The sequence below is a fragment of the Janthinobacterium svalbardense genome (assembly GCF_002327145.1).
GTDB classification, from domain to species: Bacteria; Pseudomonadota; Gammaproteobacteria; order Burkholderiales; family Burkholderiaceae_D; genus Janthinobacterium; species Janthinobacterium tructae.
The window spans coordinates 5,812,507-5,825,521 of sequence record NZ_CP023422.1 but is presented as its reverse complement, the minus strand read 5'-3'; the positions used below and the strand labels follow the sequence as shown (position 1 = coordinate 5,825,521).

Sequence of the window (13,015 nt, the reverse complement as noted above, 5' to 3'; positions counted from 1 at the left end):
CTAGGCATGCATACCGAACGGATCGTCGATGCTGTGCGCCGGTTGCGTGAACCAGCGCGGACCGTCTTGCGTCATGTAGAAATGGTCTTCGTGGCGGATGCCGAATTCGCCGGGGATGCAGATCATCGGCTCGTTCGAGAAGCACATGCCCACGTCGAGCGGCGTCGTGTCGTTGCCCACCAGGTAAGGCCACTCGTGGATATCGAGGCCGATGCCGTGGCCCGTGCGGTGCGGCAGGCCCGGCAGCTTGTAGCCGGGGCCAAAGCCGTCTGCCTCCAGGGAGACGCGCGCGGCGCGGTCGACGTCGCCGCAGGGCACGCCCAGCCGGGCGGCGGCGAACGCGGCGGCCTGGGCCGCCTTTTCGCTGTTCCACACGCTGCGCTGGCGCGCGCTGATCGCACCAAACACATAGGTACGCGTGATGTCGGAGATGTAGTTCATCACCTGGCAACCCGTGTCGATCAGCACCGTGTCGCCCGCCTTCAAGGTTTGCACGTAGTTGACGCCATGCGGGTAGGCCGTCGCTTCGCCGAACAGCACGATGCAAAAATACGAGCGCGGCGCCCCCACCTTGCGGTGCGCGCGCTGGATGAATTCTTCCACTTCCACCGTCGTGATGCCTTCGACCAGCATGCTGGCCGTGGCCACGTGCACGGCCAGGGTCATGTCCATCACGCGCTGCATCAGGGCGATTTCCGCCGCTGACTTGCGGCTGCGGCAGTACGCCGTGACGGCGCGCGCGTTTTCCAGCGCATAGCCGGGAGCCAGCGGCCGGATGCCGTCGTAGATGAAGAAGGCGGCGCTTTCGCAGATGCCCACGCGCGGCGGTTGATTCGCATCCTGGGCTACCCCCATGCGCGCCAGCACGTCGGCGAACAACTGGTACGGGCTTTCATGCTCTTCCCAGCAATTGACCTTGCCCTCGATGAGCATGAAGCCCGTCAAGGTGCTTTCCTCGAAGGCGGGGGCGATGTATTCGATCTCGCCGCTGGCCGGCAGGATGGCGCCCACCATGCGTTCGCTGGCATACCATTTGGTACCCGTAAAATAGGTGAGGTTAGCGCCCGCGTTCAGGTAGATCGCGGCGATGCCCTGTTCGCGCATGAAGTCCTGCGCCCTGGCGATGCGTTGCGCATGTTCGTCCTTGCCGATGGCGACCATGCCGCCCGTCATGTCCGACAGCGATGCCAATGCCTGTTCGATGGAAATGCCACCTATGCTCATGCCTGCTCCTTTGCTCGATGCTGAATAGGGAATGCGGGCATGATATCAGTTCGCGCCTTTCGGCTTGAGTCCCGGCGCGCCGCCAGCGGCATCGGGCTGGGCCAGCATCAGGTCGTGCGGATAGGTAAAATGCCAGTCCGCGTAGCGCTGCTTGCGGCGCAGGCTGGCGTCTTCGTCGAGAAAATGATCCTGCTTGATGGGTAGTTGCGGCGAGAGCGAATGGATGCCGACGATGCGCCCCTCCTGCCGCAGCACGCCCCATTCCGCCTTGCCGGTGACGGGGTCCGCATACAGGCGGCGCAAGTGCCGCCGGGCGTTGGCAAAGCGTGGGTCGCGCAGCAGTTCCTGCAAGGTCAAGGGATAGCGGGGTCGCCCGTCGCCCGGCGTGCTGTCGTAGTAACGGCCCAGCGCATTGCGGAATTCATGGCCGATGAACAGCAGCTCGCGCTCCTTCTCGCGCCGCGCGGCCGTGGCATGCAATTCGCTGGCCAACACCAGGCCGACACCCATGAAGGCCACCAGCATCAGGGTCCAGATATACGCGAAGCCCCGTGCGCGAAGTCGAAAACTAGAGCTGCTCAAAGGGGATGCCCTCGCGCGTCTTGCCCTTGGCGCCGCTGCGCACGTCGGCCACGCCGCTGATCTCGCCGTTCGGAGAAGGGATCAGTTGCCAGGTGGCGGCGGACTCCGTGACGGGGTCCAGCGGTACGCTGCGGAAGTAATGGTGGGTCACCAGGTCGGCCAGTGCGGCCGGATATTCTCCCTTGTCGGCGTAGTATTTATCGAGGCCGCTCCTGAGCACTTGCAGGTTTTCCTTCAGCGCGACTTCCTTCGATTTTTCCACGGAGCCGAAATAGCGGGGAATGGCAATCGTCAGCAGCAGCGAGATGATCGCCAGCACCACCAGCAATTCGACCAGGGTAAAGCCGCGCCGTGGGGATGAACAGGGCATGGGGATCACCATTGATTGAGCGGCACGCCGTTCAGGCCTGCCTTGGTCGAGCGCGAGGCGACGTCGAATACGTCCTCGCCTTCGCTGGGATTGTCGGGCGGCGAGGCATAGGCGCGCTTGCTCCAGCTGTCGGCGGCGCTGCCTTCTTCCCTGGGCTGGAACGGGTCGCGCGGCAGGCGGCGCAAAAAATAGATGTTCTGTTTCGAGGGACTGCGCTGGTCGGGCACGCCCTCGACCAGTTCATCGAGTTTCTTCGGATAGCCGGATCCTCCCAGCGACAGCTTGATGCGGCCATTGTCCGAGGCGCGCTTGTAGGTATCGATGGCTTCGCGTATCTCGATCAGGGCGCTGCGCAATTGCTGCTCCTTCGCCCGTTGCACGGCCACCTGCGCCATCGGCACGGCCACCGTGGCCAGGGTCGCCATGATGGCCAGGGTGATCATCAGCTCGATGAAAGTAAAACCTTTATGCTTCACTGGCCACCTTTGCTTGTCTTGTCGGCGGCGGGCGCTTCGTCGCCGCCCGTCATGGGCGAGCCGGTACGCGGCGCGGCCTGCTCGGGTGCGGTAATGGCTTCCGGCGTGCCGCCCACGCTGGCACGGCCGCCCACCGCTGCCTCGGTGCCCGAGTTGAACTCGGCCGTCATCAGGTCCGGGCGGCGGATGCTGCGCAGCAGGCGCGGCGTGATCGACAGCACGATCTCGCTGCGCATGGCGTCATCCTTCTGGCTGCCAAACAGGCGGTTCAACACGGGCAGTTCGCCCACGCCGGGCACCTTGTTGGCCGTGCCCCTGTCCTCGTCGCTGATCAAGCCTGCCAGCACCTGCGTCTCGCCATCTTTCAGTCGCAGCACGGTGGAAGCGCTGCGCGTGCCGATCTGGTATGCCTGCGTGCCCGTCTTGCTGATCACTTCCTTGACGACGTTCGACACTTCCAGGTTGATCTTGATGGCCACCTCGTCGTCCAGGTAGACGTTCGGTTCGACGTCGAGCTTCAGGCCCACGTCGATGTAATTGACGCTGTCGGAACTGACGCCGTTATTCGTTGTGACGGTAATGACGGGCACGCGGTCGCCGATGAGGATCTTGGCCTTTTCCTTGTTGCGCACGCGGATGCGCGGGTTGGCGAGGATATTGCTGTCGCTATCGGTCTTGTTGGCGTTCAGGGTGACGCCGCCGATGCCTAGGTTGATATTGTCGCCATTGATGCGGTGCAGGTCCGCCACCTTCAGGCCGCCCAAGCCGCTGCCGACACCGGCCAAGGTCAGGCTGGCCTGGTCGGGCCAGCGCACGCCCAGTTCCATCAGGCGCGTGCGCTTGACTTCCAGCACTTCCACTTCCAGCATCACTTCCGGGTCGGCCAGATCCTGCACATTGATGATGCGTTCGGCCATGCGCACCATTTCCGGCGTATCGCGCAGCATGATGATGCCCAGGCGTTCATCGGTGACGACGTCCTTGGCCTTGAGCAGGGTCTTGATGGAAAACGCCACCGTCTTGACGTCCGCATTGGCGAGAAAGAAGGTGCGTACCACCAGTTGCTGGTAATCCTTCACCTTTTGCGGCGTGTTCGGGTAAATCGTGATCGACTTGTCGCTGGTGACGCTTTGTTCCAGCTGGTTGGCGCCCAGCAGCATGGCAATCGCCTCTTCGATGCTGGTGTCGCGCACGGAAATGGTGGCGCGCAGGGCGGGGTCGACTTCCTTGTCGAAGACGAAGTTCAGGCCCGAGACCTTGCTGATGAAGTCGAACACGGAGCGCAGGGGGGCATCGCGAAATTCGAGGGTCACGGGTTTGCGGTAGGCGGCCGCCAGCTTGCCGCCGGCCGGCCGTGCCTTGGCCTGCGCGTCGCCGATACGGCTTTTCAGGGCCAGCGCTTCGCGCTGCGCGGGACGTTCCTGCAGTACCTGGCGCAAGGCTTCCTGCGCTTGCGCGATATTCGCTTCGCCGCCGCGCTGGTAGCTGGCCTGCGCGTCCTGCACCAGCTTGCGGTGCCGTTCCTCCTGCACCACGCCAGCCAGGCCACGCTGTGCCACGTCGTTGCTGGCGTCCAGCACCAGCGCCTGCTGGTACAGCGCTTGCGCTTCGGGCAGCTTGCCCTGCTGGCGCAGCGCTTCCGCAGCGCCATTCAGCTTGTTCAGCGCGCGCATCCTGCCATTGGTGACGGCGATGCGGTACTTGGCGTTGGTCGGTTCGGCTTGCGCCGCCTGTTCCAGCAGGGCCAGTCCCTGTTCCGTGCGGCCCGCGCCCAGCATGACCTGGCCATCGTTGTAGGCCTGGTTGCCGGCGCAGGCGGCCAGCAGGGACAGCACCGGGAGCAGGGTGAGGATAGTACGAGACATACGTGCGGCGCGTCGTTTCAATTGAGGTCCCCTACGGCGAGTGTCTGTTTCAGGTTGAGCGGCAGATAGGTAAATTGCAGGGCGCCCTGGACCACGCCATCGAAGCGGTAGCGCTCTTCGAGCGTGTCGCCTGGCCGCGCCACCACGTTGCGTTCGCCCGTCTGCAGGAAGTAGGCCGCCTTGCCTTCATCGACAAAGCGGCCAAGGAATTGAAACGGCAGCGGTGGCGGCGCGTTCGCATCGACGCGGGCAGCGGGTAGTGCGGCCTGGGCTGCCTGCTGGTCGAGCATGATCTTTTTCGGCGTCTCCGGCTGCCAGCTTTGCTTGGCGAACAGGGTGGCCGCTTCCTCGTCATCGAGGCCCCGGCGCGGTTCGATGGCCAGCGCGCGATTGGGTTGCGCAGCAGCAGTGGCTGCAGCGAGAGGCGCGATCGCCACCCGCTCCACCTGGCGCGTGGTGGCCGTGGCCGGGCCCACGATGCTGCCTTCATCCTCGGGCGCGAAGAGGGCGGCGAGCAAGGTCGCCACGGCGGCGGCTCCCAGTACGGCCTTTTTCATCGGCGCACCTCCGCCTTTTTCACCAGCAGGATGAACTGGATGCGGGCGTCGATCTCGCCCGCTTCGATCTGCTCGCGCTTGAAGAGCACGGAGTCGAGCGTCAGGGTGGGCAGCGCCTGCAGCGCGTCGACGATAAAGGTTTGCAGCTGCGCGTATTCAGCCTTCACGGGCAGGGTGATCTGGTAGCGTAAAAAGGCTGTGTTACCGTCTTCCTGCGGCTTGTAGTCGGCCTTGGCCAGGGTGACGCCGCTCTTTTGCGCCACTTCCAGCAAGGCCTTTAACTGTTCGGGAATGCTGTCATGCGCGGGCAGGTAGGCGTGAAAGGCGGCCAGGCTGTCCGCATCGGCATCGAGCGTGATTGGTGCCGACGGCAGCGCCGATTGTCTGGCAGCCGCGGCCAGTTGCGCCGTCAATTGCTGCTGGCGCGCGGCCAGCGCATCGCCCTGCTGCATGGCGAAAGCGGCCAGCGCCAGGCAGGCCGCGCCGATGGCGCAAGGCCAGCCCAGGCTACGCCACAGCCGTTGCGCTTCCCACTGCAGGCGCGGCGGCATGCGCAGCTGCAGGCGCGGACGGGCCACGGGCGCGCTGGCTTTTAGTGCCGGTTTTATTGTCGCCATTGCGCCTCCAGCTGAAAACGGTAAGGGTGTTCGGGGGCGTTCGCATTCATCTCGTGCTTGAGCAGATACACGGAGCTGAACATGGGCTGCTGGTTCAGGAAGGCCAGGTAGTTGAGCATGTCCTGCGGCGTTTCCGCTTCGGCGGCGATTTTCAGGACGCTGGCGCCGTCCTGCCCCTGCTGCGCGTTCAGGTCCAGTCCCAGCAGGGCCACGCGCACGTCGCGCGGCGCCTGCACCGTCCGGACCAGGCGCGTGACGGGCAGGTTAAGCTGGCGCACGGCGGCGGCCACCTGTTTCAGTTCGAGGTCGCGTTCGCGTTGCTGGCTTGCCGAGAGAGGGGCGCGCACGGGGCGCGCTGGCTGCAGCTGCGCCAGTTGGGCTTCCAGGCGCCGCGTTTCCTGCGCCTGCACCAGCCAGTACACGGCGGCCGGCAGCAGCATCAGGCCGCTTGCCAGGCACAGGGCCAGGCGCCAGCCCTTGAAGGTCTGCCTTGCTCCGGGTGGCAGGAATTCCAGGCGGCTCAGGCCCATGCGGCCTCCCGCATCAGGTGGGCGCCGCTGGCCACGGCGATGGGCACGAAGCGTTCTGGCACCTCCGCTTGCGGCACGCCGCTCAGGTCGAGCAGCGCCACGTGTTCGATGGCGTCGAGCTGCGGCGCGCGCAAAGTCCAGCGCCGCCACGCGCTATCCAGTTCCTCGCCCCAGGCGGCACCGCAAGACTGGCTGTGCAGGGCCGTGATGCGCCCGCCGCTCGTCGTTGCCAGCAGCAGCCGTCCCGCTTCCACCAGGGCGAAGGCGTTTGGCTTGCCGCTGGCGATGCTGCGCCAGGCCGGCCCGACGATGGGTTCGATGGACAGGCAGCGCCGGCCATGTGCTGCCACTGCATCCTGCACGCCTTGCAGCAAGTCCCCATCGATGCCGCAGGCCAGGCGCGGTTTGCCATAGGGCGCGTCGTCGGCAGCCAGGCGCCAGGCGCGCGCGCCATCGCCGTAGACGGCAGCGAACTGGCCATGCAGGAAGCGCTGTGCGCTGCTCCGGTCGAGCAGGGCGCCGCTCCACGGCACCATCAGCATGGCGCACCAGCGGCTGGCCAGGCTGACGGCCAGCGGCAGTCTTTTTTCATTGTGCTGTTCGAGCCAGCCGCGCAGGGCGGCCAGCGCCACTTGCCAGCTGGCCTCGGGATTCGCAATCGGCAGGTGGAAGGTGCTGTCGGCCACGGGACGGCCGGCGCGGCGCAGCACGCCGTACAATCCGTGCGGCGCCAGGTGCAGGCACACGGTGGCGCGGCTAACACGTTCAATAAGTGACACGATTGAGCTCCGCTAAAGTGGTTTCGCCGCGCCGCACCAGGTCCAGGCCCGCTTCGCGCGCCAGGCGAAAACCGTTGCGCGCCGCTTCTTCCTTCATCTGGCTCAGGGGCGCGCGCGTGCAGATCATTTCGCGCATGGCGTCGCTGAGCATCAAGACCTCGGCAACGGCCTTGCGGCCCTTGTAGCCGGTGCCGCGGCAATGGCCGCACCCCTTGCCGGCCATGAATTGCCAGTCCTGCAGCTGGTGCAGGGCCAGGCCGCTGTCGCGCAATTGCTGCGCATCGGCCAGTACCTCGGCGCTGGCGTCGACGGCGCAATGGACGCAATTGAGGCGCAGCAGGCGCTGCGCCACGATGCCGTTCAGGGCCGCCGCAAAGCTGTAGGCATCGACGCCCATGTGCAGGAAGCGGCCTACCACATCAAAGACGTTGTTCGCGTGCACGGTGGTAAACACCAGGTGGCCCGTGAGCGCCGCCTGCACGGCGATCTGCGCCGTTTCGTCATCGCGGATCTCGCCGATCATGATCTTGTCGGGATCGTGGCGCAGGATGGAGCGCAGGCCGCGCGCGAACGTCAGCCCCTTTTTTTCATTGACGGGAATTTGCAGCACGCGCGGCAAGCGGTATTCAACGGGGTCTTCGATGGTGACGATCTTGTCGCGTCCTGTATTGATTTCCGTGATGGCCGCGTACAGGGTGGTGGTCTTGCCGGAACCCGTGGGCCCCGTCACCAGCAGCATGCCGTGCGGCTTGGCCGCCAGGCGGCGTATCTGCTCGATGGCATCCTCGTTCAGGCCCAGGCTTTCCAGGCGCAGCGCCTGCGCCGCTTCCGTCAGCGCGCGCCGGTCCAGCAGGCGCAGCACGGCGTCTTCGCCAAAGATATTGGGCATGATGGAGACGCGAAAATCGATTTCCGCCCCTTTGACGCGCACCTTGAAGCGGCCATCCTGCGGGATGCGCCGCTCGGCGATGTCCAGGTCGGCCATGACCTTGATGCGCGAGATGATCTGTTCGGCCATCGCCAGCCCCTGCACCTGGCCCGCCTGTACCAGCACGCCGTCGACGCGGTATTTGATCACCAGGCTGGCCACGTCGCATTCGAGGTGGATGTCGCTGGCCTGGAATTTCAGGGCATCGTAGATGGTGGAGTTCACCAGTTTCACGACCGGGCTGCTGTCCTCGCTGATGCGGATCAGCGAGATATCTTCGATACTCTGGTCGAGTCCCGGCACGTCATCACCGTGTTGCATCTCCTGCATCGCCTGCTGCACGCTTTCCTGCTGCAGCAAATAGGCGGCCAGGTCGTCCGGGTGCGCCAGCGCCACCGTGAAGGGCATGGACAGGGCGAAGTCGGCCCATTGCAGCAAGTCTTCGGCAAACGGGTTGCCGATGACGAGCACGGGCGGCGCGCCCGGAGCATCCGGCTGCAGCAGCACGCAGTCGCGCTGGGCGCAATCGGTATAGGGCAGCAGGGCAAAGGCGGGCAGGGCGGCCTGCAGTTCGGCCATCGTCCAGGCCGGATAGCGGAACAGGGCGGCCAGCTGGCGCAAAAAGACCTCTGGGGGCAGGGCCGCCGTTTCCTGCAGCACGGCCATCTGCGGGCGACCCTGTTCCAGCGCGCTGGCGTGGGCCCGGCGCAGCATGGCCGCATCGAGGACGGTGCGTTCTTCGTCGCGCGCGTTCATGACATGACCTTCAAGATAAGCTCCCCGCCAGTTCAAAGATCGGCATGTACATCAGTACCACCACGCCGCCGATCACCACGCCGATGATGGTCATCAGGAGTGGCTCGAGCAGGCGCGATGCCCAGTCCACCCAGCGGGCGAATTCCTCGTCGTGGAACTTGGCCGAGCGTTCCAGCATGTCGCCCAGGCGGCCCGTGTTTTCTCCCACTTTCAGCAGCGATTGCGCCACCGGCGTGGCCATGCCGGCGTGTTCCAGCGCGGTGGAAAACGGCATGCCTTCCTGCACCGCGCGGCGCGCCTGTGCCAGCTGTTCCTGTTGCGCCGGCAGCAGCATGGGTGCCACCATGGCCAGTGCCTTGTGCAGCGGGATGCCGGCGTGCAGCAGCAGGCTCAGGGCGCGGTAGAAGCGGGCCAGGCGGAACTCCGCCGCCTTCCCCGCCAGCACGGGCAGGCGCAGCAGGCGCAAAACCAGGGCCTGGCGCGCGCCGGCATTGGCGATGCCAAAGACCACGGCGCCGACCGCAGCGGCCAGTGCGCTGGCGCACAGCAGCGGATGCGCGGCCAGGGTCTGGCCAAAACCCAGCAGCATTTGCGACATCCACGGAATCTCGCGGCCCGAGCTTTCGTAGACGACGCTGAATTTGGGCACCACGTAGCCGAGCAGGAACAGCGTCACCAGGCCGCCGACGACGAGCAGCATGCACGGATAGATGGCGGCGGAAATGAGTTTTTTGCGGATGGCGTCGAACTGCAGCTGGTAGCCGACAAAGCGCGCCAGCGCTTCCGGCAGGTTGCCCGAGCGTTCGGCCGCATGCACGGTGGCGATGTAAATGTCAGGGAAGATGTCGGGGAAACCGGCCAGGGTGTCGGAAAAGCTTTGCCCTTGCTGCAGGGTGAGCACGATGGCGGCCAGGGTGGTCTTGGCGCCCGGGCGCGTTTCCTTGTTGTGCAGGGTGGCCATGGCCTCGCCCAGGTTCAGGCCCGCTTCGAGCAGGGCCAGCAGCTCCTGGCTGAATTGCAGCAGGGGCAGTCCCTGTTTGCCCGGGCGTAGCGCGGCGCCCGTGTCTGAGGTGGCGCCAGCGTCGACGGCAAGCACGCGCCAGCCACCGCGCACGGCCGCGCGGATCGCCTCGGCCTCGCTGGCGGCGTCGACGGCCAATGCCTGGCTGCCGGCCGGGCCCTGCACCTGGAGGTGGAACTGCATCGCCGGCTCAGGTGAGCAGGGCGACGGAAGTAGACAGGGACAGGCTGACGGGGAGGTAGGTGCGTGCGGTCAAAGTAGGCATCGGTCAGGAACAATCCAAAAAAAGTTCAATTCGTCGCGGGTACCGGCAGCAGCAAAATGCAATCACTGCCTCAGGGTAGACTTGAATTGCCAGAAAATCAATCGTGCGGTGTCGCATGCGCGGGCAAGCCCTTGTATCGATGGCTTGCCCGCATGTTCAGCCGCTTACTGGGTGATCAGGCTGACCTTGTCGATCACGAACGAGGTTTGCAGCGAGGCGTCCTCGGTCGCGGCAAACGACAGTTGGACGGTCTGGCCCTTGTAGGCGATCAGGTTAAACGTGCGGATCTGGTAGCCGGCCGCCTTGTTCACGTTTGAGTACGAGGCCAGGGTACCGAGCACCGTGCCGGCGCTGTTCTTCACGGTGACGACCAGCTTGTCGTACACGGTATTGCCCGTTTCCGCCGTGTCGATATGCAGCGCGAAGGTCAAGCTGGCCGAGGTGGCGGCGGCAGGAATGGCCACGCTTTGCGTCAGCGATTCGCTGGCCGTGGCGCCATTGCCGCCCAGCCAGGCGTACTGCGTGCCTTCATACGCGGTTTGCCCCGTGAAGGTGCCGATGGCGCCCGTGGTGCCGCTCCAACCCGTGGCGCCGGACTCGAAGCCGCCGTTCGTCACGCGTTCGGTGGCGCTGCTGGTGCCCACCGTCAGCGTGGCGTTGTTCGACGTGGCCGTCACGGCGGGCGAGGAGGCATCCGTTACCGTGGCCTTGAAGACGGCGCCGCTGTCGGCCGCCACAGTGGTAAAGCTGTAGGCGGGCGAGGTGGCGCCGCTGATCACGGCGCCGTTGCGGTACCACTTGTAGGTGTACGGTGCCGTGCCGCCGCCCGCGCCCACGGCGAACGAGGCGGTGGCGCCCGGTGCGACGCTGATGCTGGCCGGCTGGCTGGTGATGCTCACCGCGCCGCCCGTGGTCGATTCATCGACGTCGGTGCCGACGTTGATGGCCGCATACGCGCGCTTGACGGCCGTCGCCTCGGCGCTGCCCACGCCATACAGTTCCTCGGCGGCCAGCAGCACCTTGTTGCGCGCATCGGCGTAGTTGGTCGAAGAAGTAAACTTGGTGGTCGCTGCCTTGAACCAGATGCGGTAAGCCTTGTCGCTGCCGATACCCGTCATGGCCAGCGGGCTTTTGTTCAGGTAGGAGCTGTAGTAGTCGCTGCTGGACGTGGAATTCGAGCCTTGCGACAGGAAGTAGAACATGCGGTTGTTCGGGCCGCTGCTGTAGTGGACGTCGAGGTTCTTGATGGTGCTGCTCCATGCATTCGGGCTGCTGCCATCCTTGCTCGGCTTGTACAGCCAGCGCAGCGGCTGGCCATTCTTGGCGATTTCCTTGCCCGTCATCCAATCGTTGCCCGTGTTGGGGATGCTGGTGCCAGTGCCGCCGGCGCGCGCATACGCTTCCACCATTTCGCCGGCGATGTCCGAGCTCGATTCGTTCAAGCCGCCCGACTCCTGCGAGTAGATCAGGCCCGAGGTGGCGTCCGTGATGCCGTGGCCCATTTCATGGCCGATCACGTCGATGGAGCCGAGGTTGTTGAACGAGCTGCCGCCGTCGCCGATGTACATGCACTTGCAGCTGCTGTCGTAGTAGGCGTTGTCGTAGGCCGTGTTGACGTGGGCGGCGATATGGGTGGCCGTGTTGTTGCCGTCCAGGCTGGACCAGCCCAGCACATTCTTGTGCGTGTCGTAGGTGTTCATCAGGCCCCACATTGCGTTGACGGCCGCCGTCTGGCCGTTGGCGTTGGTGGTGCTGCCGCCGTTGATGTATTGCTGGCCGTCGCCCCAGGTATTGCTGGTGCTGCTGTACACGCTGCCCGATGTGGTGCCGTGGTTGGCATTCGTGATGGCCATGCCGCCGAAGCTGCCGCCCGTGCCACGGCTGGGATCCTTCATGCTGTAGGTGCTGCCCGTGAGCGTGGTGTTGAGCGGAACTTGGCCGTTGTACTGGCTGTTGCCGATGCCGGCGACGGTTTTCAGGGCTTTCCACTGGCGCAGGATGCGGCCGTCCTTGGCGCTGACGATGGTGTCGTAGTAGACGGGCTTGTTGCCGCTGATCATGCGCGTCTGCACCAGGTAGGCCAGCTCGTAGTGGTCGACCACGTCCTGCACGTCGAGGGCGTTCAGTGCCGCTTCCGATTTGTTTTCGGCGCCAGCCACGCGCACGGTTTTCATCACCGGGTAGATCAGCAGTTGCGCCTGCGGCGGCACGTGGTCGACGGCCGGCACGCCGATGCTTTTCACTGCGGCGGCGATGGCGGCAGCAGCGCTGACTGCCGGCGTGGTGTCGATATCGGTGGTGGCGCTGCGGGTGACGGCATTGATGCTGCCGCTACCGAGGCCCGAAGCGCGGTCCGACACAGATTCGCTGACGATGTCGCCAGCGCTGTTGCTGACCACCACCGTCTCGGAACCGAAGACGGGCAAGCCCTTGTAAGTGTGCTGTACGCGGCTCACGCGCGTGCCGCTGACACCGGGATGCTGGGCGCCGACGGCAAAGCCATGTTCGGTATTCAGGCCGCGGCTGCGCGCCTGCGCGGCCAGCTTGTTGACCAAGCTGGCGTTCTCTTGTGGAGAGGCCAGGGTGACGGGGGCGGCCATCAGGGTTTGTGGCAGCGGCGTGGCGGCATCGGCCGTGGTGGCCATCAGCGGCAAGGCGGCGATGGATGCGGCAACTATCGTCAAACGTAAATTCATTTCTGCTCCATGGTATCGGTTAAGGAAATGGTGAATGAGCTGGCCGCGATGCCTGATGGCCACCCCGGCCTGCCTTGCGGCGAGCGGATAGCCTGCCGTTTTGTGGTGGCGTGACGCCGGGTAGGGGGACACTAAACTTGTCGAGATCGCCATGTCAAAAAATTCAAGAAATGGGTCACTACGCGAGTTTTTGTTAAGAATTGAACATTTATCGGCGCGGCATCATCGCAAAGTTTGATGTATCGCAAGCTGCGATTTTTGTTTTGGACTACTTCCCCGAATGGCGTGTTCTGTTGGAAAAACACTGTTGCCTTTTTTAAATGTTGCGATCTACACTAGCTCTTCGCGT

At 64.8% G+C, this 13,015-nt stretch carries 12 protein-coding genes; all 12 read right to left on the bottom strand.

Annotation, left to right across the window (positions count from 1 at the left end):
- The 12 genes from CNX70_RS25930 to CNX70_RS25875 all read right to left on the bottom strand — a co-directional run bounded on the left by CNX70_RS25930 (position 1) and on the right by CNX70_RS25875 (position 12,666).
- Positions 1-1,224: a M24 family metallopeptidase gene (locus tag CNX70_RS25930; protein ID WP_096237908.1), complete on the bottom strand. Its 1,224-nt coding sequence runs from the start codon at positions 1,222-1,224 to the stop codon at positions 1-3.
- A 45-nt stretch (positions 1,225-1,269) separates the two neighbouring features.
- Positions 1,270-1,806: a type II secretion system protein gene (locus CNX70_RS25925; RefSeq protein ID WP_244198957.1), complete on the bottom strand. Its 537-nt coding sequence runs from the start codon at positions 1,804-1,806 to the stop codon at positions 1,270-1,272.
- A complete protein-coding gene (locus CNX70_RS25920; protein WP_096238683.1) occupies positions 1,793-2,176 on the bottom strand; it encodes a type IV pilin protein in 384 nt (127 codons plus the stop codon). Before CNX70_RS25920 ends, CNX70_RS25925 begins: the two co-directional genes overlap by 14 nt.
- A gap of 5 nt (positions 2,177-2,181) precedes the next feature.
- A complete protein-coding gene (locus CNX70_RS25915; protein WP_279629335.1) occupies positions 2,182-2,652 on the bottom strand; it encodes a type II secretion system protein in 471 nt (156 codons plus the stop codon).
- Positions 2,649-4,517, bottom strand: a complete 1,869-nt coding sequence (locus CNX70_RS25910; protein WP_096237906.1) for a secretin GspD/PilQ domain-containing protein — start codon at positions 4,515-4,517, stop codon at positions 2,649-2,651. Before CNX70_RS25910 ends, CNX70_RS25915 begins: the two co-directional genes overlap by 4 nt.
- Positions 4,518-4,534: 17 nt before the next feature.
- The gene (locus CNX70_RS25905; protein WP_096237905.1) at positions 4,535-5,074 is read right to left on the bottom strand and encodes a hypothetical protein; all 540 of its coding nucleotides are present in this window, start codon (positions 5,072-5,074) and stop codon (positions 4,535-4,537) included.
- Positions 5,071-5,691 carry a type 4a pilus biogenesis protein PilO gene (pilO, locus tag CNX70_RS25900; RefSeq protein WP_096237904.1) on the bottom strand — a complete coding sequence of 207 codons (621 nt, stop codon included), beginning with the start codon at positions 5,689-5,691 and terminating at the stop codon, positions 5,071-5,073. Before pilO ends, CNX70_RS25905 begins: the two co-directional genes overlap by 4 nt.
- Positions 5,679-6,221 (bottom strand): hypothetical protein, encoded by a 543-nt coding sequence (locus CNX70_RS25895; protein ID WP_096237903.1) that lies wholly within the window; start codon positions 6,219-6,221, stop codon positions 5,679-5,681. The genes pilO and CNX70_RS25895 overlap by 13 nt, the downstream gene beginning before the upstream one ends.
- Positions 6,212-7,000 (bottom strand): hypothetical protein, encoded by a 789-nt coding sequence (locus CNX70_RS25890; RefSeq protein ID WP_157751282.1) that lies wholly within the window; start codon positions 6,998-7,000, stop codon positions 6,212-6,214. The genes CNX70_RS25895 and CNX70_RS25890 overlap by 10 nt, the downstream gene beginning before the upstream one ends.
- A complete protein-coding gene (locus CNX70_RS25885) occupies positions 6,987-8,684 on the bottom strand; it encodes a GspE/PulE family protein (protein ID WP_096237901.1) in 1,698 nt (565 codons plus the stop codon). Before CNX70_RS25885 ends, CNX70_RS25890 begins: the two co-directional genes overlap by 14 nt.
- A gap of 10 nt (positions 8,685-8,694) precedes the next feature.
- Positions 8,695-9,888: a type II secretion system F family protein gene (locus tag CNX70_RS25880; protein WP_096237900.1), complete on the bottom strand. Its 1,194-nt coding sequence runs from the start codon at positions 9,886-9,888 to the stop codon at positions 8,695-8,697.
- Positions 9,889-10,134: 246 nt separating this feature from the next.
- A complete protein-coding gene (locus CNX70_RS25875; protein WP_096237899.1) occupies positions 10,135-12,666 on the bottom strand; it encodes a M4 family metallopeptidase in 2,532 nt (843 codons plus the stop codon).
- Between the last annotated feature and the right edge of the window lie 349 nt (positions 12,667-13,015).